Origin of the sequence: Candidatus Pelagibacter sp. (assembly GCF_052049815.1) — a bacterium.
In the GTDB taxonomy this organism is placed as follows: Bacteria; Pseudomonadota; Alphaproteobacteria; order Pelagibacterales; family Pelagibacteraceae; genus Pelagibacter.
On the sequence record NZ_JBNGZG010000004.1, the window covers coordinates 1 to 22,379 of the forward strand.

Annotated in this window: 24 protein-coding genes; 13 read left to right on the forward strand and 11 right to left on the reverse strand. The window is 29.6% G+C overall.

Annotated features, from left to right (window positions below; all coding sequences use genetic code 11):
• Positions 1-21: 21 nt before the first annotated feature.
• Both ACTT9D_RS01400 and ACTT9D_RS01405 read right to left on the reverse strand, forming a co-directional pair.
• Complete coding sequence (locus ACTT9D_RS01400) at positions 22-423, reverse strand: gamma-glutamylcyclotransferase family protein (RefSeq protein WP_440930098.1); 402 nt, start codon at positions 421-423, stop codon at positions 22-24.
• Between the two features lie 6 nt (positions 424-429).
• On the reverse strand, positions 430-1,179 hold the full coding sequence (locus ACTT9D_RS01405) for a competence/damage-inducible protein A (protein WP_440930099.1): 750 nt from the start codon (positions 1,177-1,179) through the stop codon (positions 430-432).
• A gap of 22 nt (positions 1,180-1,201) precedes the next feature.
• On the opposite strand from ACTT9D_RS01405, the gene sfsA reads away from it, so the two are divergent.
• The 9 genes from sfsA to grxD are packed head-to-tail and all read left to right on the forward strand — an operon-like array spanning position 1,202 to position 8,422.
• Complete coding sequence (sfsA, locus tag ACTT9D_RS01410) at positions 1,202-1,900, forward strand: DNA/RNA nuclease SfsA (protein ID WP_440930100.1); 699 nt, start codon at positions 1,202-1,204, stop codon at positions 1,898-1,900.
• Complete coding sequence (map, locus tag ACTT9D_RS01415) at positions 1,893-2,660, forward strand: type I methionyl aminopeptidase (protein WP_440930101.1); 768 nt, start codon at positions 1,893-1,895, stop codon at positions 2,658-2,660. The genes sfsA and map overlap by 8 nt, the downstream gene beginning before the upstream one ends.
• Positions 2,661-2,662: 2 nt before the next feature.
• Entirely contained in the window at positions 2,663-3,955 is a 1,293-nt protein-coding gene (gene purB / locus ACTT9D_RS01420; RefSeq protein WP_440930102.1) for an adenylosuccinate lyase, read from the forward strand.
• A complete protein-coding gene (gene purC / locus ACTT9D_RS01425) occupies positions 3,955-4,740 on the forward strand; it encodes a phosphoribosylaminoimidazolesuccinocarboxamide synthase (RefSeq protein ID WP_440930103.1) in 786 nt (261 codons plus the stop codon). Before purB ends, purC begins: the two co-directional genes overlap by 1 nt.
• Complete coding sequence (purS, locus tag ACTT9D_RS01430; protein ID WP_440930104.1) at positions 4,737-4,970, forward strand: phosphoribosylformylglycinamidine synthase subunit PurS; 234 nt, start codon at positions 4,737-4,739, stop codon at positions 4,968-4,970. The genes purC and purS overlap by 4 nt, the downstream gene beginning before the upstream one ends.
• 8 nt (positions 4,971-4,978) lie before the next feature.
• The gene (gene purQ, locus ACTT9D_RS01435; RefSeq protein WP_440930105.1) at positions 4,979-5,662 is read left to right on the forward strand and encodes a phosphoribosylformylglycinamidine synthase I; all 684 of its coding nucleotides are present in this window, start codon (positions 4,979-4,981) and stop codon (positions 5,660-5,662) included.
• Positions 5,662-7,854: a phosphoribosylformylglycinamidine synthase subunit PurL gene (purL, locus tag ACTT9D_RS01440; RefSeq protein ID WP_440930106.1), complete on the forward strand. Its 2,193-nt coding sequence runs from the start codon at positions 5,662-5,664 to the stop codon at positions 7,852-7,854. The genes purQ and purL overlap by 1 nt, the downstream gene beginning before the upstream one ends.
• A gap of 1 nt (position 7,855) precedes the next feature.
• Positions 7,856-8,086: a BolA/IbaG family iron-sulfur metabolism protein gene (locus tag ACTT9D_RS01445; RefSeq protein ID WP_440930107.1), complete on the forward strand. Its 231-nt coding sequence runs from the start codon at positions 7,856-7,858 to the stop codon at positions 8,084-8,086.
• A gap of 3 nt (positions 8,087-8,089) precedes the next feature.
• Entirely contained in the window at positions 8,090-8,422 is a 333-nt protein-coding gene (grxD, locus tag ACTT9D_RS01450) for a Grx4 family monothiol glutaredoxin (protein WP_440930108.1), read from the forward strand.
• On the opposite strand, the gene ACTT9D_RS01455 is transcribed toward grxD, so the two are convergent.
• The 9 genes from ACTT9D_RS01455 to ACTT9D_RS01495 are packed head-to-tail and all read right to left on the reverse strand — an operon-like array spanning position 8,423 to position 18,060.
• Positions 8,423-9,040: a class I SAM-dependent methyltransferase gene (locus ACTT9D_RS01455; RefSeq protein ID WP_440930109.1), complete on the reverse strand. Its 618-nt coding sequence runs from the start codon at positions 9,038-9,040 to the stop codon at positions 8,423-8,425.
• Between the two features lie 4 nt (positions 9,041-9,044).
• Positions 9,045-9,662: a 30S ribosomal protein S4 gene (rpsD, locus tag ACTT9D_RS01460; RefSeq protein WP_440930110.1), complete on the reverse strand. Its 618-nt coding sequence runs from the start codon at positions 9,660-9,662 to the stop codon at positions 9,045-9,047.
• Between the two features lie 39 nt (positions 9,663-9,701).
• Positions 9,702-10,415, reverse strand: coding sequence for an RNA methyltransferase (locus ACTT9D_RS01465; protein ID WP_440930111.1), 714 nt, complete (start codon positions 10,413-10,415; stop codon positions 9,702-9,704).
• 2 nt (positions 10,416-10,417) lie between these two features.
• Positions 10,418-12,019 (reverse strand): citramalate synthase, encoded by a 1,602-nt coding sequence (cimA, locus tag ACTT9D_RS01470; RefSeq protein WP_440930112.1) that lies wholly within the window; start codon positions 12,017-12,019, stop codon positions 10,418-10,420.
• A complete protein-coding gene (gene cysS, locus ACTT9D_RS01475) occupies positions 12,016-13,374 on the reverse strand; it encodes a cysteine--tRNA ligase (protein ID WP_440930113.1) in 1,359 nt (452 codons plus the stop codon). Before cysS ends, cimA begins: the two co-directional genes overlap by 4 nt.
• 45 nt (positions 13,375-13,419) lie before the next feature.
• Positions 13,420-14,157, reverse strand: a complete 738-nt coding sequence (gene nadE / locus ACTT9D_RS01480; protein WP_440930114.1) for an NAD(+) synthase — start codon at positions 14,155-14,157, stop codon at positions 13,420-13,422.
• A gap of 39 nt (positions 14,158-14,196) precedes the next feature.
• Entirely contained in the window at positions 14,197-15,576 is a 1,380-nt protein-coding gene (locus ACTT9D_RS01485) for a class II 3-deoxy-7-phosphoheptulonate synthase (protein ID WP_440930115.1), read from the reverse strand.
• Positions 15,577-15,615: 39 nt separating this feature from the next.
• Positions 15,616-17,436, reverse strand: coding sequence for a glutamine--fructose-6-phosphate transaminase (isomerizing) (gene glmS / locus ACTT9D_RS01490; RefSeq protein ID WP_440930116.1), 1,821 nt, complete (start codon positions 17,434-17,436; stop codon positions 15,616-15,618).
• Positions 17,437-18,060, reverse strand: coding sequence for a DapH/DapD/GlmU-related protein (locus ACTT9D_RS01495; protein WP_440930117.1), 624 nt, complete (start codon positions 18,058-18,060; stop codon positions 17,437-17,439).
• A gap of 70 nt (positions 18,061-18,130) precedes the next feature.
• On the opposite strand from ACTT9D_RS01495, the gene ACTT9D_RS01500 reads away from it, so the two are divergent.
• From ACTT9D_RS01500 to ACTT9D_RS01515, 4 genes are read left to right on the forward strand one after another with little or no spacing between them, the layout of a single operon-like run.
• Positions 18,131-18,814 (forward strand): HAD-IA family hydrolase, encoded by a 684-nt coding sequence (locus ACTT9D_RS01500; RefSeq protein ID WP_440930118.1) that lies wholly within the window; start codon positions 18,131-18,133, stop codon positions 18,812-18,814.
• Between the two features lie 41 nt (positions 18,815-18,855).
• Complete coding sequence (locus tag ACTT9D_RS01505) at positions 18,856-20,358, forward strand: MmgE/PrpD family protein (RefSeq protein ID WP_440930119.1); 1,503 nt, start codon at positions 18,856-18,858, stop codon at positions 20,356-20,358.
• A complete protein-coding gene (gene prpB / locus ACTT9D_RS01510) occupies positions 20,358-21,254 on the forward strand; it encodes a methylisocitrate lyase (protein ID WP_440930120.1) in 897 nt (298 codons plus the stop codon). Before ACTT9D_RS01505 ends, prpB begins: the two co-directional genes overlap by 1 nt.
• On the forward strand, positions 21,254-22,378 hold the full coding sequence (locus ACTT9D_RS01515) for a bifunctional 2-methylcitrate synthase/citrate synthase (RefSeq protein ID WP_440930121.1): 1,125 nt from the start codon (positions 21,254-21,256) through the stop codon (positions 22,376-22,378). Before prpB ends, ACTT9D_RS01515 begins: the two co-directional genes overlap by 1 nt.
• The last annotated feature ends 1 nt before the right edge of the window (position 22,379 follow it).

Consider the following 22,379-nt stretch of genomic DNA (forward strand, 5'->3'; position numbering starts at 1 on the left):
TATAATACTAATTTTCATAAATTAACCTTTTAGAGCTTTAGATAAAAATTTAAACTCTAAATTACAATCACTATAACCACGTTTTACTATATTTAAGTATCTTTCAGTTGGGTACTTAAATGGAGTTTTTTTAGTCATTGTATATGTCATGACTTTTTTTCCATAATAATTGAAATAATATTTTTTATAAAGAATTGGAAAATCCTCATATACATCTAGTTTCTTCTCATCACTTTTAGATATTTCATATAAACCGCCTGGTACAATTGAGTTTTTTTTTGGCTCAATATCAGCAGCTCTATATTTGCTTCTGAAAGTTAAGCGAAAATCTTTTAAATTAATTTTTTTTAAAAAAATGCTGTCTTTACATCTTCTTTTCATTTGAAAATGATGGAGATTACTTCCGTATGCAAAATACAACATCTAATTTTATCTTTCTACGATTTCTATACTTTTTTCATTTACGAATTGAAGTATCTTAGAATTACATTCATCAATTTTACTTTGACTTTCAGATCTTAAAACAATTGAGACTCCAAGTTTTCCAGCATGAAAGAAAGGGTAGCTTCCAATTTCTACATCTTTATTTTCATTTTGAACTTTAGTTAAAGACTCTGCTATTTCACTTTCAACAGTTCTTAAACTTATCGTTTTACTTATAATTGGCTCACCACCAACAATGTCATTTTTCAATCCACCTAACATTGATTTTAGAATTGAAGGAACTCCTGGAAGACAATAAACATTCTCAACATTAAAACCTGGGGCTCCGCTAGTTGGGTTTAAAATCAAATTAGCATTTGAAGGCATCCATACCATCTTTTGTCTACCTTTGTTAAATTCTCCTGGTTTATAATATGCCTCTAAAATTTTGTAAGCTTCTTGATGAATTTCATATTTTAATCCAAAAGCTTTTGAAACTGATTCGGCTGTAATATCATCATGAGTAGGCCCAATACCACCAGTAGTAAAAACATAATTATAAATATTTCTTAAATGATTTAGAGTTGAAATTATAGTTCCTTCAACATCAGGTATTACTCTTACCTCCCCAACTTTAACACCTATAGAATTTAACCAAGTTGCAAGTGTGCTTGTATTTGTATCTTGAGTTCTTCCTGAAAGAATTTCATTACCAATTATTAATATAGCGGCATTAACTTTAGTTTCTTTGGTCATTTTAAGAATGTATAGTCTATATATGAAATTTACCAAGCCTTTAATCAAAGGCAAATTAATCAAAAGATATAAACGTTTTTTTACTGACGTTAATATTGATGGTGTCAAAGTAACAGCTCATTGTCCTAACACTGGATCGATGAAAGGTTTACTTGATGAAGGAAATGAAGTTCACTTACTAAAGCACAACGATCCTAAAAAAAAATTAAAATATGGTTTAGAAATAATTAAAGCAAATAAAAATCTTGTTGGTGTTAATACGCATATGGCAAACAAAATTGCTAGGCATGCTTTAGACAATAATCTAATTAAAGAACTTCAAAATCTTGATCAAATCAAAAGTGAAGTATTTTTTAACGAAGAAACGAGATTTGATTTTTATTTAGAGAAGAAAAAAACAAAGATTTTTTTAGAAGTAAAAAATGTCACTTTATTTAGAGATAAAAAAACTTCTGAATTTCCTGATGCTGTAACTGCTAGAGGCTCGAAACACCTATTAACTCTTATTGATGCCACAAAAAAAGGTTATAAAGCTTACTTATTATTTTTGGTTCAAATTCAAAATATGGAAAACTTTAAAATAGCTAAAGATATTGATAGTGAATATTACAATAATTATTTAAAAGCAAAGAAAGCTGGTGTTAATTTTTTAGTATATAGATGCAAAATAAACTCGAAAAAAATTTTTGTAGAAAAAAAATTAAAAATTATTGATGAGTAGTTATACAGAAAAATTTGAAAAAATGAGGGTTGCTGGAAAACTTGCGGCTCAAACTCTAGATATGTTAACAGACAACGTAAAAGAGGGAGTTTCGACTGATCAAATAGATAAACTTGGGTATGAATTTATAAGAGACAATGGTGGATATTCTGCTCCACAATTTTATAGAGGTTTTAAAAAATCATTGTGTACTTCTTTAAATCATGTCGTTTGTCATGGTATCCCTGGAGATAGAGTTTTAAGAGATGGCGATGCAATAAATATAGATGTGACTGCTATTGTTGATCATCATTATGGCGACACTAGCAGAATGTTTTGTGTTGGTGAAACTTCAGTTAAAGTAAATAATCTCATTGATGCAACTTATAATTCAATGATGAATGCCATAAAGATATTAAAACCAGGATTAAAATTAGGAGACATTGGTTATACAATTCAATCTTATGTAGAAAAAAAAGGTTATTCTGTAGTTAGAGATTTTTGTGGTCATGGAATAAGTACTATTTTCCACGAACCGCCAAATGTTTTACATTATGGAAGTAAAAATTCTGGAATGGAGCTTAGACCGGGTATGACTTTTACAATCGAACCGATGATTAATGCTGGCAAATTTCAAACAAAAATGTTGAATGATGGATGGACAGCGGTAACAAAAGATAAATCTTTATCAGCACAATTTGAACATACTGTGGGTATTTCTGAAAATGGATATGAAATTTTTACAGAATCTGCTAAAGGTTATACGAAGCCTCCATATTAATAATGATAAAAAGATATTCTAGAAAAGAACTCTCTGATATTTGGTCAGAAGAAAATAAATATAAAATCTGGTTAGACGTAGAAGTTGCTGCTGCTGAAGCAATGGAAAAATTGGGTCATATTCCAAGAGGTGTTGCCTCAGTTGTTAAAAAAAAAGCAAAAATAAATGTAAAAAGAATTCATCAAATAGAAGCAGATGTTAAACATGATGTCATTGCTTTTTTAACTTCAGTTACTGAAAAAGCTGGAATTAAAGCAAGATACCTTCATCAGGGCATGACTTCTTCTGATGTATTAGACACAAGTTTTAATATTCAACTAGTTCAATCTGGAAAAATTTTGCTTCAAGATCTTGATAAAATTTTAAGTGTTTTAAAAAGACAAGCTAAGAAACATAAGTTCACTCCTTGTATGGGAAGAAGTCATGGAATACATGCTGAACCAGTTACATTTGGATTAAAGCTTGCATCTTTCTATGAAGAATTCAAAAGGAATAAAATTAGATTAAAAAATGCAATTGAAGAAGTTTCGACGTGTGCAATCTCAGGAGCTGTTGGAACATTTGCTAACATAAATCCTAGTGTTGAAAAACATGTTGCTAAAAAACTAAAGATGAAAGTGGAACCTATTTCTACTCAAGTAATTCCAAGAGATCGACATGCTTATTATTTTTCAGTTTTAGGAATTATTGCAGGATCAATTGAAAGAGTTGCTATCGAAATAAGGCATTTGCAAAGAACTGAGGTTTATGAATTGCAAGAATACTTCTCAAAGAAGCAAAAAGGTTCATCTGCAATGCCACATAAAAAAAATCCGATATTAAGTGAAAACTTAACTGGACTTGCAAGAATGGTAAGGAGTGCTGTGATCCCTGCCCTTGAAAATATAGCGCTTTGGCATGAAAGAGATATTTCGCATTCTAGCGTTGAAAGAAATATAGGTCCTGATGCAAACATTACTTTAGATTTTGCACTTGTTAGGCTTTCTAATCTTTTGGATAATATGATTGTTTATCCAAAAAAAATGCTTGAAAACTTAAATTTAACCAAGGGGTTAATTTTTTCTCAAGAAGTAATGTTAGAATTAACTAAATCAGGATTAAGTAGAGAAAAATCTTATAGAATTGTGCAAAACTATGCAAAAAAATGTTTTAGTGAAAATCTAAATTTAATTGATGTAATTAGACAAGATAAATTCATAATGTCTAAAATTTCCGAAAAGAAATTTAAGTTAATATTTAGTTATGCAAAACATTTTAAAAATGTGAATTTGATATTTAGAAGAGTATTTAAATAATGAAAAAAGGTAAAAAACTTTACGAAGGAAAAGCAAAAATAATTTATACTACATCTGACAAAAATTTAGTTATCCAATATTTTAAAGATGATGCAACAGCTTTTAATAATCAAAAAAAATCTCTTATTGAAGGAAAAGGTGTTTTAAACAATAGAATATCTGAACATATACTTACAAATCTTAAACAAATTGGAATTAAAAACCATTTAGTGAAAAGATTAAATATGCGTGAACAAATCATCAAACATGTTGAAATTATTCCAATTGAGTTTGTACTAAGAAATGTTGCAACTGGTTCAATTACCAAAAGATTAGGTATAGAAGACGGGACAGTTCTTAAAGAACCTCTAATTGAATACTGTTTGAAGGATGACAAATTGGGTGATCCATTGATTTCTGAAGAACACATTTTGGTTTTTGAATGGGCTACTAAAAAAGAAATAGAAAAAATTAAAAAAATGGTTCTTCGTATCAATGATTTTATGGTTGGTATGTTTAGAGGTGTTGGAATTAAATTGATTGATTTCAAATTAGAGTTTGGAAGAATTAAATTAAATGGAAAAAATGAAGTTATACTTGCTGATGAGATAAGCCCAGATACATGTAGATTATGGGACAGTATTACTGATAAAAAAATGGATAAAGATAGATTTAGAAAAGATCTTGGTGACTTAATTCCAGCTTATACAGAGGTTGCTAGAAGATTAGGTATCTTGCATGAACAATCTAATGTATCAGCAGTAAATGTAACAAAACTTTCAAGTGTTAAGAAGAAAAGAAAATGAAAATATCGGTAATCATCACTCTCAAACAAGATGTATTAGACCCTCAAGGTAAAGTTATAAATCAAACTCTTACAGGTATGGGTTTTGATAATATTGATGAAGTAAGACAAGGAAAATATTTTGAAATTAATGTTAATGAACAAGATGAAAATAAAGCTAGAGCTCAGGTTGAAGAAATGTGTAAAAAACTTTTAACAAATCTTGTAATCGAAAATTATAAAATTCTTTAAACTCAATAATGAAATCAGCAGTCATTACTTTTCCAGGTTCAAATTGTGATAGAGATATGCATGTCGCTTTAAACAAATTTGGCTTTAAGAATAAAATGGTATGGCACAACGACAATGAGATCCCAAAGTCTGATTTAGTAGTGCTTCCTGGAGGTTTTTCTTATGGAGATTATTTAAGATGCGGAAGTATGGCATCAAAATCCAAAATAATGAAATCTGTAATAGATTTTGCTAAATCTGGTGGTTTAGTTATGGGAATTTGTAATGGGTTTCAAATTTTAGTAGAAACAGGTTTGGTCCCAGGTGTTTTACTAAGAAATAAATACTTAGAGTTTATTTGTAAAAATGTATTTGTAAAAGTTAACGACAAAGATAGCTCATATTTTAAATATCTAGATAAAAAGATATTGGAATTTCACATCGCTCATAATGAAGGAAATTATTTTTGCAGCAAAGATCAATTAAAGGAAATAGAAGATAACAACCAAGTTGCAGTTTATTATTGTAACGAACAAGGTCAAATTAATGATCAATATAATCCTAATGGATCAATAAAAAACATAGCAGGGATCTTTAACAAAGAAAAAAATGTTCTTGGAATGATGCCTCACCCTGAAAGAATGATTGATAAAAGTTTATCTGGAGAAGATGGCTCAATATTTTTTGAAAATTTAATTAATAATATCAAGTAATGGAAGTAAACGAGCAAATAGCAATAGATCATGGTCTTAAAAGAGATGAGTACGCTAAGATTTGTGAATTATTAGAAAGAACACCAAATATAACAGAGCTTGGTATTTTTTCTGCAATGTGGAATGAACATTGCTCGTATAAATCTTCAAGATTACATTTAAAAAAATTACCAACTAAAGGCAAAAAAGTTATTCAAGGACCAGGCGAAAATGCTGGTATTATTGATATAGAAGATGATGATGCAATTGTTTTTAAAATAGAAAGTCATAACCACCCTTCATTTATCGAGCCCTACCAAGGTGCTGCAACTGGTGTAGGTGGTATAATGAGAGATGTATTTACAATGGGTGCAAGGCCTATTGCAAATTTAAACTCTATTCATTTTGGCTCAACTCATCACAAAAAAACTAAAAATTTATTAAGAGGTGTTGTTCATGGAATTGGTGGATACGGAAACTGTATGGGAGTTCCAACAATTGCAGGTCAAACAAGTTTTGATAGTTCTTATAATGGAAATATTTTAGTTAACGCAATGACACTTGGTTTAGTTAAAAAAAATAAAATTTTTTATTCAAAAGCAGCTGGTTTAGGAAAACCTGTGATTTATGTTGGGTCAAAAACAGGTCGTGATGGAATTCATGGAGCAAGTATGGCCTCTGCAAGTTTTGACGATAAAATTGAAGAAAAAAAACCAACTGTACAAGTTGGAGATCCTTTTACTGAAAAGCTTTTACTTGAAGCATGTCTTGAATTGATGGCAGGAGATTCGATCATAGCAATTCAAGATATGGGAGCAGCAGGTTTAACTTCCTCAAGTATTGAAATGGCTTCAAAAGGGAATTTGGGAATTGAGATTAATTTAAATAAAGTTCCTTGCAGAGAAAGTAAAATGACGCCTTATGAGATAATGCTTTCTGAAAGTCAGGAAAGAATGTTAATTGTTTTAGAAAATGGCAAAGAAGATCTTGCAAAAAAGATATTTGATAAATGGAATTTAGATTTCTCTGTAATTGGTAAAACAACTGACTCAAAAAGAATAGAATTATTCTTTGATGAAGAAAAAGTTGCAAACATTCCTGTTAACATACTTGTTGAAAATTCACCCATGTATGACCGTAAATGGAAGAAGGCAAAATTACCTAAGAAAAACAAAATACCAAAAAAAGATTTAACTAATTTAAAATTTAAAGATGTTTTAAAGAAAATATTATCCAATCCAAATGTTTGCAGTAAACAATGGATATGGGAACAATACGATCATACTGTAATGGGAGATACTATTCAAAAACCAGGTGGTGATAGCGGTGTAGTTAGAGTTCATGGAACAAATAAAGCAGTTGCAGCTTCGGTAGACTCATCTGCTGTTTATTGTTGGGCTCATCCTCTAACAGGTGGAAAACAAGTTGTTTGTGAAAGTTGGAGAAATTTAATTTCAGTTGGTGCAAAACCAATTGCGATAACAAATTGTCTTAACTTTGGAAGTCCAGAGAATGAGGAAAATATGGGAGAGTTTGTTGAGTGTGTTGAGGGTATTGGAGAAGCAAGTAAATTTTTAAACTTTCCAGTGGTTTCGGGAAATGTATCTTTTTACAATCAAACAAAAGAAATTGGTATTAAACCAACTCCTGCTATTGGTGGTGTTGGATTAATTAAAGATTATTCAAAAATGATTACTATGGAATTTAAAGAAACTGGTAATATTGTTTTGGTTATTGGGAAAACTGAAGGTCACATTGATCAAAGTTTATTTGCAAGAAATATATTAGATGAGAAAAATGGTCCTCCTCCTGAAATCAATTTATTTAATGAAAAAAATAATGGAGAAACTTTATTAAAACTTATTGAAGATGGTTTAATAAAAAGTGCTCATGATGTTTCTTTAGGTGGAATAATTACAGCAATATCCAAAATGTGTATTAAAGGAGATAAAGGAATAAATATTAAAAAACCTAAGTCTTTAATTAATGAATTTGAGTATTTTTTTGGTGAAGATCAAGGAAGATTTGTGATTGAAGTAAGTAAAGATAATTTAAAAAAAGTAACAAATTTATTAAATAAAAACTCTGTTCATTTTGATCAATTAGGAGAAATTAAAGAAAAAAACCTGACAATTGATAAAAAAACAGATCTTTCAGTTGACGATTTGAAAACATTTAATACAAGTTGGCTAAAGGATTACATGAGCAAATAATATGGCAATGGATTTAAAAGAAATTGAAAATTATATAAAAGAAGCATTACCCAAGGCTACTGTAGAAATTCAAGATTTAGCAGGTGATGGAAATCATTATTCTGCAACTGTTATAGCACCTGAATTTTCAGGTAAATCAAAAATAGAACAACATAAAATGGTTTATAATTCTCTTAAAGGTAAAATGGGAAATGAACTACATGCACTAGCAATTAAAACAAAGGAAAAATAGATAATGAACGATGATATTAAAAATATGATACAAAATGAAATTGATAACAATGAAGTATGTTTATTTATGAAAGGCACACCAGATGCACCACAGTGTGGATTTTCAATGGCTGTATCTAACATGTTAAAAATTCTTGAAGTAAATTTTAAAGGTATCAACGTATTAGAAAACCAAGAACTTAGAGAAGGTATCAAAATATTTAGTGACTGGCCTACTATCCCGCAACTTTATATTAAAAAAGAATTTGTCGGTGGTTGTGATATCGTAAAAGAAATGTATGAAAATGGTGAGTTAAAGCAAACACTTGAAGCCAAAGGAATTAACTTTAAAAAATAACTATTTAAAAATCATTCGTACTTTTTTTGAAAAGAATTTTTTAAATAAATTTAGTAAACTTAGTTTTTCATTTACATTTTTAGTTTTATTTAAAAGAACATATTCTATTTTATCTCGCCAATATAGTTCTAATACAAAACTCTTTCTAAAAAATTGATGCATTTTTTTCATAGATGAAACTGTTAAAATTGGTTCTAAAACTTGAACTTTTGGGGAAATCTCTAACTTAGAATTAATGTCATCAAAATCCATATGCCATAAATGATCATTTTTATTTTCAAATACTAAGTTATCCTCTAATTTTGTTGGTAATTCGATATATCCTTGTTTTGAAACTCTTTCAATTTCACCAATAAAATTTTCAACATTTTCAACATGCTCAATTACATGGCTTGCAATAACAAAATCAAATTCTTTATCTTTGAAAGGTAATGTTTTTTTTTGTGGATCTAGCTTAATAAAATTTTTATCTTTGTAATAAGCTGATAAGTCTTGAATATCACAAATTACTTTTGCAGAAATATTTGCACCATAGCCACAGCCAATATCAAGAATATTCCAGTTAGGATTTGACTTTAATAATATGTTAATATGTTCTTTGGAAGATCTTCTTATCAAAGGGTTATCTTGAATAATATTCGATTACAAGATTTGGTTCCATTACTATGGGATATGGCACTTCTTCAAATTTTGGTATTCGCACAAATTTCAACTTCTTATTTTTTTCATCCATTTGAATATATTCTGGTATTTCTCTTTCTTTATTAGCAAGAGCGATATCAATAATAGCAAGTTGTTTTGATTTGTCTCTAATCTCAATTGAATCTTCTTCTTTCACTAAATAGCTAGCTATATTTACTTTTTTTCCATTTACTTTGACATGACCATGGTTGATTAATTGTCTTGCTGAAAATATCGTTGTTGCAAATTTTGCTCTGTAAATTACTGCATCTAACCTTCTCTCTAATAGTCCAATTAAATTTTCACTTGTATCCCCTTTAAGCATTGTAGCTTTTTGATACATATTTCTAAATTGTCTTTCATTCATGTTTCCATAATAAGATTTTAATTTCTGTTTAGCTTGTAATTGAATACCGTAATCTGAAGGTTTGGATGTTTTAGTTTGGCCGTGTTGCCCAGGACCATATGCTCTAGTGTTGAATGGGCTTTTTGGTCTACCCCATAAGTTCACTTTTAATCTTCTGTCTACTTTATGTTTAGAGTTTAATCTTTTTGTCATGTGATGACGGCTTTATAAACTTAGTTTTTGGTTTGTCAATCAACGTTTTTTCCCCAAACTAGCAAATACGCTGGATAAAATACGAGTTTCTTTATCTGATAATTCCATTTTATAGAAAATATTCCTTAAATTTTCCAACATAATAGGTTTTTTCTCTTTAGGCTTGAAAAAATTTATTGAATCGAGGTTTTGTATGCAAAGATTTGCCATAGCTAATATCTCTTTTCTAGATGCAGACTTTACTTTTTTTGATTTTTTATAATCAAAAGACTTTGATTTTAAAATGCTCGAAACATACTGGGCAATAATAATTAAACTATGAGATAAATTTAAAGATTTAAATTGAGGATTAGTTGGAATTTGAAGTGTATAATTTGCATAACTAATTTCGTCATTTGATAATCCCGATGCTTCAGATCCAAATAAAAAACCAACTTTCTTATTAAAATCAATTTTTTTCAAATCCTCTAATGAAATATGTTTGATATTTTTATTTCTAAATCTTGCTGATGTAGCTATTAGATAATCTATTTTTTCTACAGCAGGACCTAATTCGTCAAATATTTTAGATTTATTGATAATATTTTTGGCTCCAACTGAGGTTGCTAGTATCTTATCATTTGGGTAAATAGGTTTTGGATTAACTACACATAAGTTGGTAAAGTTAAAGTTCTTTAAAGCTCTAGCACAAGCACCTATATTTTCGGATAATTGGGGTTTATGAAGAATAAAAGTAATGTTATTTGCTTTCACAATTATTTACTAGCTGGAGCATTATCTTTAAATAATTTATAATCCAAACTATCTATTAATGCCTTAAAAGATGCATCAATTATGTTTGGAGATACACCAATTGTGAACCAATTTTTACCCTTTGAGTCTGTACTTTCAATTGAAACTCTTGTTACGGCTTCTGTTCCTGTGTTTAAAATTCTAACTTTATAGTCTACTAATTTTAAATCTTTTAAATACTTCGAATATTTTGAAATTTTATCAATATTATTTCTAATAGCATTATCTAATGCATTAACTGGACCATTACCTTCACCTTCACATACAATTGTTTCACCATCCACTTCTAATTGTGCTTTTGCAGAAGAAATAATTTCACCAGATTTATTTTTCTTAACCCCAACATCATACTCATTAATTGAAATATATCTTGGTATCTCACCCATTATTCTTCTTGCTAATAATTCAAATGATGCATCAGCACCATCGTAACTATAACCAATAAATTCTCTATCTTTTACTTCGTCTAATAATTTTTTTATTTTTGGATTATCTTCTTCAAAATCAACATTTAAACTTTTCAATCTTGAAACAATGTTTGATTTTCCTGATTGATCTGACACAACTATATTTCTTGAATTACCAACTTCTTCAGGATCGATATGTTCGTAAGTTTTGGGATCCTTTTGTACGGCTGAAACATGCAATCCTCCTTTATGAGAAAAAGCTGCTGCACCAACATAAGGTAAATGTTTATTTGGTTTTCTATTTAAAATTTCATCTAACAATCTTGAACATTGAGTTAGATTTTTAATATGGTCTGATTTGATATTCATTTCAAATTTATTAGAAAAATCTTTCTTCAAATAAAAAGTCGGAATTAATGACATTAAATTAGCATTGCCACATCTTTCACCTAAACCATTTATAGTACCTTGAACTTGTCTGACACCTGCCATCACAGCTGCTAAAGAATTTGACACAGCATTCCCAGTATCATTATGTGCGTGAATACCTAAATTTTTTCCTGGAATAAACTTTATTACTTCTGATACAATATTTGAAACTTCATGAGGTAAGGTTCCACCATTAGTATCACAAAGCACAATCCATCTTGCACCTTTTTCATAAGCAGCTTTTAAACAGGAAATTGCATAATCTTTGTTTGCTTTATAGCCATCAAAAAAATGCTCTGCATCAAACATAAATTCTTTTTTTTGTTCAACAAAATGTGATGCGCTCTCACTTATGTTGGATAAGTTTTCATCATTAGTAATTCCTAATGCAACATCAACATGAAAATCCCAAGATTTTCCAACTAAACAAACTGAATTAGTATTTGAATTCATTAAAGCAGATAAACCAGGATCATTTTCTGCACTTCTTCCAGATCTTTTAGTCATACCAAAACAAGTTAGAACTGCATTTTTAAAGTTATGTTTTTTTTGAAAAAATTCTGTGTCTGTTGGATTTGCACCTGGCCATCCACCTTCAATATAATCAACCCCCAGTTTATCTAAAGCAGAAGCAATTTTTTCTTTGTCATCTACTGAAAAATCTACACCTTGTGTTTGTGCACCATCTCTAAGTGTTGTATCAAAAATATATAATCTCTCTTTACTCATTTAAATTTCCAGATGGTTTTACCATCTTTGTCTTCTATTAAAATACCTTTGTCTAAAAGTTCGTTTCTTATTTCATCAGCTTTTTGATAGTTTTTTTGAGCTCTTGCTTTGTTTCTTTCATTGATCTTTTCCTCAATTTCCTTCTCAGATAAAGAAGTATTTTTTTTTTTATAACTGATCCATTTTTCTTTTGTTTCAGTTAAAAAACCCACAAACTTACAAGCAGAAACAAAAGCTTTTTTATCATCATCTGTTCCATTTACAGCACTTTCATATAATTTATGAAGATTGGCAATATAGCCTGGAGTATTTAAATCTTCATATAAAGGTGAAATTATTTCATCTGTTATATTAACTGTTTCAAATTTTAGATCATAAATTTTATACCATTTATCAAGTGTATTTTGACAATCTTTTAATAGTTTATCACTCCAATCCAAAGGTTGTTTGTAATGCGCACTCATCAAGGCAAATCTAATTACCTGACCACTAATGTTGCCTTCTCTAAAATCTTTTATCTTTATAATGTTGCCTTGAGACTTTGCCATTTTTTCATTTGACATTGTGAGGAAAGCGTTATGAACCCAATAATTTGCAAATGTCTTGGTGCTATTAGCGCATCTTGATTGGGCTATTTCATTTTCATGATGAGGAAAGATTAAATCTATTCCTCCTCCATGAATATCAAATTCATCTCCTAAAAATTTCTTAGACATCGCAGAACATTCTAAATGCCAACCAGGTCTTCCTTTCCCCCATGGAGAATCCCATCCTGGTTCATCTTTATTTGAAGGTTTCCATAAAACAAAATCCTCAGAATTTTTTTTATTATCACTTACTTCAATTCTGGAACCCGCAATTAACTCATCTAATTTTTTATTTGAAAGTTTTCCATAATCTTTAAATTTTTTAACTTCAAAATAAACATGTTTTTCATTTTCATAAGCAAAACCTTTGGAAATCAAATTTTTTGTCATCTCAATCATTAAATCAATATGTTCAGTTGCTTTTGGTTGATGATTGGGCTCTTCACATTTTAAAAAACTACAATCTTCAGCAAAGCTTTTAATAATTTTGTCTGTAAGTTCTTTTATTGAAACATTGTTTTCTTTTGAAAAATTAATGATTTTGTCATCTACATCAGTGATATTTCTTACATAATTTACAGATTTAAATTTATTTTTTAAAACTTTGTATAGAATATCAAATATGACAAGTGGCCGAGCGTTACCTATGTGAGGATCATTGTATACAGTAGGACCACACACATACATTCTAACATTATTCTCATCGATTGGAACAAACTGTTCACGCTTATTGGACAAATTATTCGTTAAATAAATTTCTTTAGCCATAAAAATATGAATATACTTAAAATTATGATTTGTGAATCAAATTGATTAGTTAGGAATTTTACACACTGGAATTGGCTCCATTTTGTGTAAATTTTGACTACGAATTTTTTCGTATTTTTCTCTGTGAGGAGAGCTCGGATTTACCATAGCGTCTTCAAGTTCAGGATATTTAAAACCTAATTGTCCTTCATCAGTTCTACCATCATCCCATAATCCATCGGTTGGATCAGCTTCAATAATCTCATCAAGTATACCTAGCTCTTTACCTAGTTCCCAAACTTCTGTTTTATTGCAATCTGCAATTGGAGAAATATCAACTCCTCCATCACCATATTTTGTATAAAAACCTACTCCAAAATCCTCTACTTTATTTCCAGTTCCAACAACAATACCTTTATTTGCAGCAGCTACTTGATAAAGAGTTGTCATTCTTAGCCTTGCTCTCGAATTTGCAAATCCATGTTCATTATTAAAATTACTTAAACTTTTTGTAAAACTTTCAAATAAATTATCTAAATTAATTGTATGTGCTTCTATATTTTTAAAGTTTTCTAATAACCATTTTTGATGTTTTAAACTTAAATCATGTTGATTTGATTTTTGTTTAATTGGCATAGTAAGCACAATAGTTTTTAATCCTGTCATAGCACTTAGAGTGCTTGAAACAGATGAATCGATACCACCTGAAATTCCGATAACTAAAGATTCAGCTTTTGATGGCATGCCAAGCGCATAATCTTTAATCCAATTGGAAATGTATTTAGCTTTTTCTGCAACGTTCATAATAATTAGATAAACAGACTATTGGTTAAATTCAATATCCTAAGATGCCGCTTGGACTGTGTTTTTAGAATAACTGCTATTCTTTTTAATCTCATCTGAAATTAAAAAGGCTAATTCTAATGCTTGATTACCATTTAATCTTGGATCACAATGTGTGTGATATCTAGAGGATAAATCTTCATCAGAAATTTTTTGTGCACCACCAGTACATTCAGTAACGTTTTGACCAGTTAACTCAATATGTAAACCACCAGCATAACTACCTTCGCTTTGGTGACATTCAAAAACATTTTTAACTTCTTTTAATACATCATTGAAAGGTCTAGTTTTGTATCCTGAAGTTGCTTTAATTGTGTTTCCATGACAAGGATCACAAGACCAAATTACGTTTAGACCTTCTTTTTTAATCGCTCTAATTAATTTTGGTAAAAACTTAGAAACTTTATCATGCCCAAATCTAGATATTAAAGTGATTTTACCTTTTTCATTTTGTGGATTAATTTTATTACATAAATTTATTAAATCCTGAGGTTCTAAAGTTGGGCCACATTTAATTCCAATAGGATTTTCAATTCCTCTACAAAATTCTACATGCCCACCATCTAATTGTCTTGTTCTATCTCCTATCCATATAAAATGAGCAGAGGTATCATGGTTTTCACCAGTAGTAGAATCTGTTCTAGTCATCGCCTCTTCATAAGGTAAATGTAAACCTTCATGTGAAGTCCAAAAGTTAACTGTTTTTAATCTTCTATTAAAATCAGAATTAATTCCACATGCGTCCATAAATGCTAATGCTTTTTCAATGTTATCTTCTAGTTCTTTAAATTTTTTTGCTTCGGGAGTATTTTTTATAAATCCTAAATTCCAAGTGTGAACTTTTTTCAAATCAGCAAATCCACCATGTGAAAATGCTCTAATCAAATTTAAAGTTGCAGCAGCTTGTGAGTAAGCTTTGAATAATCTTTTTGGATCTGGTATTCTTGCTTTTTCATTAAACTCAATACCATTGATATTATCTCCCAGATAACTTGGTAACTCAACACCATCTTTCACTTCAACAGGTGAACTTCTTGGTTTTGAAAATTGACCAGCAATTCTTCCAACTTTAACAACTGGTAAAGAAGCAGAATAAGTTAATACTAATGACATTTGTAAAACTAATTTAAATGTGTCTCTTATGTTATCTGGATTAAATTCTGCAAAGCTCTCTGCGCAGTCTCCCCCTTGAAGAAGAAACGCTTTACCATCAACAACATCAGCTAGTTGAGTTTTTAAATGTCTAGTCTCACCCGCAAAAACTAAAGGTGGAAAAGTTCTGATCTTATTAAGAACTTGATCCAACTCTGCCTGATCAGGATAATCAGGAATATGTTTTACAGGATAATCTCTCCAACTATTTATTTTCCAACTACTCATAAATTTTCAACTATAAAGTGTTGTAGCAGAGATTAGAATTTATTCAACTGTGACTGATTTTGCTAAATTTCTTGGTTTATCTATGTCGTAACCATTGTTTAAAGCAGAGTAATAAGCTAATTTTTGTAGAGGTATTGTTAATAGGAAAGGAAGAAGATCATCATCTGCACTTTCAACTTCAATTGTTTCCCAAATATTTTCAGGAATAACTTCGTCTTTGCTTTTATTTGTAATCAATAAAACTTTAGCACCTCTCGCAATTACTTCCTGCATATTAGAAATCGTTTTTCTGTAATAGTTATCTCTTGGAGCAAGCACAACAACAGGCATTCCTTCTTCAATTAATGCTAAAGGTCCATGTTTCATTTCACCTGCAGGATAACCTTCTGCATGAACATAAGATAATTCTTTTAACTTTAATGCGCCCTCTAATGCGATTGGAAAAGAGAAACCTCTACCTAAAAACATTGATCCCTTTGCTTCATTAAATGTTTTTGAAATAATTTGTATTTTATTATCAAAACTTAAGGTTTCATTTATTAATTTGGGTAGTTTTTGAATACTATCAATTTTATCTTTATAAATATCTAAACTTAAAGTTTTATCTAAATTTCCAATTTTTAAGGTTAGTAAATATAGGACCATTAATTGTCCTAAAAAAGCCTTTGTTGAAGCAACTCCAATTTCAGGACCACAATGAATTGGTAAAACAAAATTAGAGTCTCTTGCAATTGAGCTTTCTACAACATTAACAACTGAGCAAGTTTTTAGATCATTTTTATTACATAATTCTAAAGCAGCATATGTGTCTGCAGTTTCACCTGATTGAGATACAAAAATATATAATCCATCTTTTTTAAATCTATTCTTTCTGTATCTAAACTCAGATGCGATATCGATATTTACATCTAGAGAAGTTAATTCTTCAAACCAGTATTTTGCCATCAAACAAGAATGGTAAGCAGTACCACAACCAATAAGAGTAATGGATGATATATCTTTTATATCCCAGGGAAAGTTATAAATATTTATCTCCTTATTTGCATTGTCGATATATTCTTTAATACAATTCTTAATTGTAGTTGGCTGTTCCTCAATTTCTTTAGCCATGAAATGTTTGTAATCCCCTTTTCCATAGTTTTCTTCATTTGAAGAAAGTTCTAAAACTTTTTTATTAACTTTTACTCCTTTTTCATTGAAAAATTCGGTTTGATCTTTTTTAATTATACAAAATTCACCATCATCTAAATAAGTAATTTTATTGGTCATTGATTTTAGAGCATAAGAATCTGAACCTAAGTAATTTTCATTGGGACCATATCCAACAGCTAATGGTGAGCCTCTTCTTGCACCTACAATTAAATCAGGCTCATCTTTAAAAATTATTCCAAGTGCAAAACTACCAATAAGTTGTTTTAAAGTTTTAGTAATTGCATCAACAAGATCTAATTCTTTTAAGTTTTCTGAAATCAAATGTACTATTACCTCTGTATCTGTTTGAGATTTGAATTTATAACCTTTGTTTAATAAGTATTTTTTTAATAATGTTGAGTTTTCAATAATTCCATTGTGAACTACAGATACATTTTCTGATGAGTGTGGATGAGCATTAACAGTGTTAGGAACTCCATGCGTTGCCCATCTAACATGACCAATACCTACAACACCTTCTAAATTTTTTAGTGAAACATTTTGTTCTAACTTATCAACTCTGCCTTCAGTTTTAACTTCATTAATAATACCATTAGATAAAGTGGCAATCCCAGCAGAGTCGTAACCTCTATACTCTAATTTTTTTAAAGAATTAATGATGGACGCTGAAACAGGTTTGTGACTAGTTATTCCAATTATTCCACACATTTATTTTTTCTTTCTTTTATAATTCTTTATTTCTAACTGATTTGCTCTTGTAAGTGCTAAAGATTTTTTATTTACTTTTTTAGTAATAACTGAACCAGCTCCTACAGTACTTTCATTTTCTATAGTAACTGGTGCTACTAAAGAAGAATTAGAACCTATGAATACATTATCTTTTATTTTTGTCTTATTTTTGTTTACCCCATCATAATTACAAGTAATAGTTCCAGCACCTATATTAACTGATTTTCCAATATCACTGTCACCCACATAAGATAAATGATTTACTTTTGAATTTTTACCAACAACACTCTTTTTAACTTCAACAAAGTTTCCTATTTTAGAACCCTCTTTTAGTATTGTTTTAGGTCTAATTCTTGCATATGGACCTATCTCAACTTTATTCATTATGTTACACTCTTCTAAGTGAGAAAAAGATTTAATCACTACATTGCTTCCAATTTTTACTTTAGGTCCAAAAACCACATAAGGTTCAATAGTTACATTTTTTCCAATTTTTGTATCTTTTGAAAAAAAAATTGTTTCAGGGCCAACCATTTTAACTCCCTGTTTTAAAAACTTGTCTCTAATTTGATTTTGAATTTTTTGTAAATTTGATTGTTTCATGTTTTAAAATCTTTATATTCATGTATTAGTGATACTTAACTCACAAAATATTTCTTAAAATAACCTTTTAATGACTAAAAACTTTACAATTTTATTTGATTTAGATGGAACATTAGTCGATACGGCTCCAGATTTAATGTTAGCGCACAATCATGTAATGAAAAAATTTGGCTATCCAACTAAATCAACTGAAGATATTAGAAATTTAGTTGGTAAAGGTGCTGGTGCATTAATTGGTAGATCTATTTGGGGTCAGGCAAAAAAAGAATTTGGTAAAGTTCAAGATGAAAAAGTTAAGAAACAAATGGTTGATGAGTTCATTGATTTTTATGGAAAAAATATAATTAATCAAAGTACTTTAATTAATGGAGTTTTAGATTTCTTAAAATGGTGCAAAGATAAAAAAATATCAATGGCCGTTTGCACAAATAAGCAAGAACATTTAGCGATTGATCTTTTACAAAAAATAAAAATTTATGATTACTTTGAATATGTGGCAGGATCTAATACTTTCGATTATTGCAAACCTGATCCAAGACATCTCACAAGTGTAGTAGAAATATTAGATGGTGATGTTAAAAAATCTTTAATGATTGGTGATAGTGAAACTGATGCCAATGCAGCAAAGGCTGCTAACATACCTGTAATTTTACTTGAAAATGGATACACAGAAAAAAATTCTGAAGAAATATATCATAATCACTTAATAAAAGACTTTATTGGTGTTGAAAAAATTGTCTCCACTTATCTTTAATATTGATTAATTAGATTTTAGGTCTAAAACACCGTCAGATTATGATAGTTCATAAAGTTAAAGTTTATCCTTCAAAAATTCACTTACCAAAAAAAAATCAGCTTGCATGGAAAATCGCAGAGATAGCAAGTGATAATGCAAAATTAGATAAGGCTGCAATTGAGATGGTAATCAATAGAATTATTGATAATGCATCAGTTGCAATTGCATCGTTAAATAGAAGACCAGTTATATCATCTAGAGAAATGGCTTTAAAACACTCTAGAAAAAATGGAGCAACATTGTTTGGAGTAAATTCTAAATTAAAGTTTGATTGTGAATGGGCAGCTTGGTCAAATGGAACTGCAGTTAGAGAATTAGATTTTCATGATACTTTTTTAGCAGCTGATTACAGTCATCCTGGAGATAACATTCCTCCTCTATTAAGTGTAGCTCAACAAAAAAAGAAAAGCGGATTAGATTTACTTCGAGGAATTATCACAGCTTATGAAGTTCAAGTAAATCTAGTTAAGGGAATTTGTTTACATAAACATAAAGTAGATCACATTGCACATTTAGGTCCAAGCGTTGCAGCTGGACTTGGTACAATGTTAAAATTAAATACAGAAACAATTTATCAAGCAGTTCAACAAGCATTACACACAACTGTTTCAACTAGACAATCTAGAAAAGGTGAAATTTCAAGTTGGAAAGCTTATGCACCAGCTCATGCAGGTAAACTAGCAATAGAAGCTGTTGATAGAGTAATGAGAGGTGAAGGTGCTCCAAGTCCAATTTACGAAGGTGAGGACAGTGTAATAGCAAGAATTTTAGATGGTAAAAAAGCTTTATATAAAGTTCCACTTCCAAAAAAAGGTGAGACAAAAAAAGCTATACTTGAAACATATACAAAAGAATATTCTGCGGAATATCAATCTCAAGCCTTAATTGATCTTGCAAAAATTCTTAGAAAAAAAATATCAAATCAAAATCAAATTAAAAAAATTGATATCTACACTAGTCATCATACGCATTATGTAATTGGTACAGGTGCAAACGATCCTCAAAAAATGGATCCAAATGCAAGTAGAGAAACATTAGATCACTCTATTATGTACATATTTGCTGTAGCCTTAGAGGATGGTGATTGGCATCATGTAAAATCATATACAAAAGCAAGAGCAAATAGAAAAAGCACACTTAAGATTTGGAGATCAATCAAAACTCATGAAGATAAAAAGTGGACTAAAAAATATCACGATCCAAATCCAAAAAATAAATCTTTTGGTGCAAAAGTTGTTGTTACTTTAAATAATGGTAAGAAAATTACTGAAGAATTAGATAGAGCAGATGCTCATCCATACGGAGCAAGACCTTTTAAAAGAGAAAATTATATTAATAAATTTAAGATTTTAACTGAAGGCATTATTGAAAAAAAAGAAAGTGATAGATTTTTAAGAGTAGTGCAAAATTTAAAAAATCTTAAAGCAGGTCAGTTAGATAAGCTAAATGTAGAAGTAAGAAAATCTAAAATTAAAAGAAATTTAAAAGTTGGAATATTTTAATGCATTTTGTTGAAAAAGAGCCAAGTCAAAAAAGAAAAGATTTTTCAGATAAATTAAAAAAAAATAAAATTTTACGAGTACCTGGCGCTTATAATCCTCTTACAGCAAAATTAATTGAAGAAATTGGGTATGATGCAGTTTATGTTTCTGGTGGAGTAATGGCTAATGATCTTGGTTTTCCAGATATTGGTTTAACAACTCTACAAGATGTAAGCACAAGATCATATTTAATTTCAAGAGTAACAAATCTTCCAACGATTGTTGATATTGATACAGGTTTTAAATCTTGTAAAGAGACAATTGAAACTTTTGAAGAATTTGGAATAACAGCAGTCCATTTAGAAGATCAAATAGAGAGAAAAAGATGTGGACATCTTGATAATAAAGAGCTGATCTCTACTGAAGCAATGGTTAAAAAAATTAAAGAATGTGTTGATGCAAAAAAAGATGATAACTTTAAAATTATTGCAAGATCAGATGCTAAAGGTGTTGAAGGCATCGATAAAATGATTGAAAGATGTAAGGCATACATTGATGCTGGAGCTGAAATTGTATTTCCTGAAGCTTTACATGATGAAAAAGATTTCGAAAAAGTTAGAAAAGAACTTTCATGTTATTTATTAGCTAACATGACTGAATTTGGTAAATCAAAATTATTTAATTATAAAGAATTAGAAAATTTTGGTTACAATATTGTAATTTATCCAGTGACAACTCAACGTTTAGCGATGAAAAATGTAGAGGATGGTTTAAGAGACATTTATGCAAATGGACACCAGAACAATATTATTGATAAAATGCAAACTAGAAAAAGATTATACGAACTTGTTGAATATGAAAAATACAACAGTTTAGATGAAAAAATTTATAACTTTAGTACGGAGGGACATGAATAATGAGCGAAGATATTAAAAAAGGATTACTAGGTATTGTTGTTGATGAAACTGAAGTCTCAAAAGTAATGCCTGAAATAAATTCTCTTACTTACAGGGGTTATGCTGCTCAAGATTTATGTGAATATTGTAGATTTGAAGAAGTGGCTTATTTAATTTTAAATAAAGACCTTCCAAATACAATTCAACTTAGAAAATTTGAAAAAGAAGAAAGAAGTCAAAGAGATCTATCAAAAGATTTATATGAAATTATAAAAAGAATGCCTAAAAAATCTCATCCAATGGATGTTGCAAGAACAGCTGTGAGTGTAATGGGATTAGAAGATAAAGAAACTTCAGACTCTTCACCTGAAGCAAATATGAGAAAAGCGTTAAGAATTTTTGCTAAAACACCTACTGCTTTAGCTGCTTTTTACAGAATTAGAAAAGGTAAAAAAATCATCAAACCTAAAAAAGATTTAACTTTTGCAGAAAATTTTTTCTATATGTGTTTTGGAAAAGTTCCTCAAAAAGAAATAGTAAAAGCTTTTGATGTTTCATTAATTTTATATGCAGAACATAGTTTTAATGTTTCAACTTTTACTGCAAGAACAATTACATCAAGTTTATCTGATATTCATGGTGCAATAACAGGTGCGATCGCGAGTTTAAAAGGGCCTTTACATGGTGGTGCTAATGAAGAAGTAATGCACATGATGAATAAAATAAAGAAACCAGAAAATGCTTTAAAATGGATCAATAATGCACTAGCTAATAAAGATGTAGTAATGGGTTTTGGTCATAGGGTTTACAAAAGTGGAGACTCAAGAGTTCCAACAATGAGAGAATATTTTGGCAAAGTTGCTAAAATCAAAAAAGATAAAAAGTTTGAAAAGATTTACGATATTGTAGAAAAAGTGATGATTGAAAAGAAGAATATTCATCCAAACGTAGACTACCCTACTGGACCTACATATCACTTAATGGGATTTGATACAGACTTCTTTACTCCTATCTTTGTAATTTCAAGAATTACAGGTTGGTCTGCTCACATTATGGAACAGCATGCAGCTAATAAATTGATTAGACCTCTTGCGAGTTATAAAGGAAGTAAACACAGAAAAGTATTAGAACTTAATCAGCGTTAAA

Bases quoted from the DNA above. Each gene is read 5' to 3' on its own strand.
- ACTT9D_RS01445 (WP_440930107.1), top strand. From the start codon at position 7,856: ATGGCAATGGATTTAAAAGAAATTGAAAATTATATAAAAGAAGCATTA.
- map (WP_440930101.1), top strand. From the start codon at position 1,893: ATGAGTAGTTATACAGAAAAATTTGAAAAAATGAGGGTTGCTGGAAAA.
- ACTT9D_RS01505 (WP_440930119.1), top strand. From the start codon at position 18,856: ATGATAGTTCATAAAGTTAAAGTTTATCCTTCAAAAATTCACTTACCA.
- cimA (WP_440930112.1), bottom strand. From the start codon at position 12,019: ATGAGTAAAGAGAGATTATATATTTTTGATACAACACTTAGAGATGGT.
- purC (WP_440930103.1), top strand. From the start codon at position 3,955: ATGAAAAAAGGTAAAAAACTTTACGAAGGAAAAGCAAAAATAATTTAT.
- cysS (WP_440930113.1), bottom strand. From the start codon at position 13,374: ATGGCTAAAGAAATTTATTTAACGAATAATTTGTCCAATAAGCGTGAA.
- glmS (WP_440930116.1), bottom strand. From the start codon at position 17,436: ATGTGTGGAATAATTGGAATAACTAGTCACAAACCTGTTTCAGCGTCC.
- ACTT9D_RS01500 (WP_440930118.1), top strand. From the start codon at position 18,131: ATGACTAAAAACTTTACAATTTTATTTGATTTAGATGGAACATTAGTC.
- purL (WP_440930106.1), top strand. From the start codon at position 5,662: ATGGAAGTAAACGAGCAAATAGCAATAGATCATGGTCTTAAAAGAGAT.
- ACTT9D_RS01495 (WP_440930117.1), bottom strand. From the start codon at position 18,060: ATGAAACAATCAAATTTACAAAAAATTCAAAATCAAATTAGAGACAAG.
- rpsD (WP_440930110.1), bottom strand. From the start codon at position 9,662: ATGACAAAAAGATTAAACTCTAAACATAAAGTAGACAGAAGATTAAAA.
- ACTT9D_RS01515 (WP_440930121.1), top strand. From the start codon at position 21,254: ATGAGCGAAGATATTAAAAAAGGATTACTAGGTATTGTTGTTGATGAA.
- grxD (WP_440930108.1), top strand. From the start codon at position 8,090: ATGAACGATGATATTAAAAATATGATACAAAATGAAATTGATAACAAT.
- nadE (WP_440930114.1), bottom strand. From the start codon at position 14,157: ATGAACGTTGCAGAAAAAGCTAAATACATTTCCAATTGGATTAAAGAT.
- purQ (WP_440930105.1), top strand. From the start codon at position 4,979: ATGAAATCAGCAGTCATTACTTTTCCAGGTTCAAATTGTGATAGAGAT.
- purS (WP_440930104.1), top strand. From the start codon at position 4,737: ATGAAAATATCGGTAATCATCACTCTCAAACAAGATGTATTAGACCCT.
- ACTT9D_RS01405 (WP_440930099.1), bottom strand. From the start codon at position 1,179: ATGACCAAAGAAACTAAAGTTAATGCCGCTATATTAATAATTGGTAAT.
- prpB (WP_440930120.1), top strand. From the start codon at position 20,358: ATGCATTTTGTTGAAAAAGAGCCAAGTCAAAAAAGAAAAGATTTTTCA.
- ACTT9D_RS01400 (WP_440930098.1), bottom strand. From the start codon at position 423: ATGTTGTATTTTGCATACGGAAGTAATCTCCATCATTTTCAAATGAAA.
- ACTT9D_RS01485 (WP_440930115.1), bottom strand. From the start codon at position 15,576: ATGAGTAGTTGGAAAATAAATAGTTGGAGAGATTATCCTGTAAAACAT.
- sfsA (WP_440930100.1), top strand. From the start codon at position 1,202: ATGAAATTTACCAAGCCTTTAATCAAAGGCAAATTAATCAAAAGATAT.
- purB (WP_440930102.1), top strand. From the start codon at position 2,663: ATGATAAAAAGATATTCTAGAAAAGAACTCTCTGATATTTGGTCAGAA.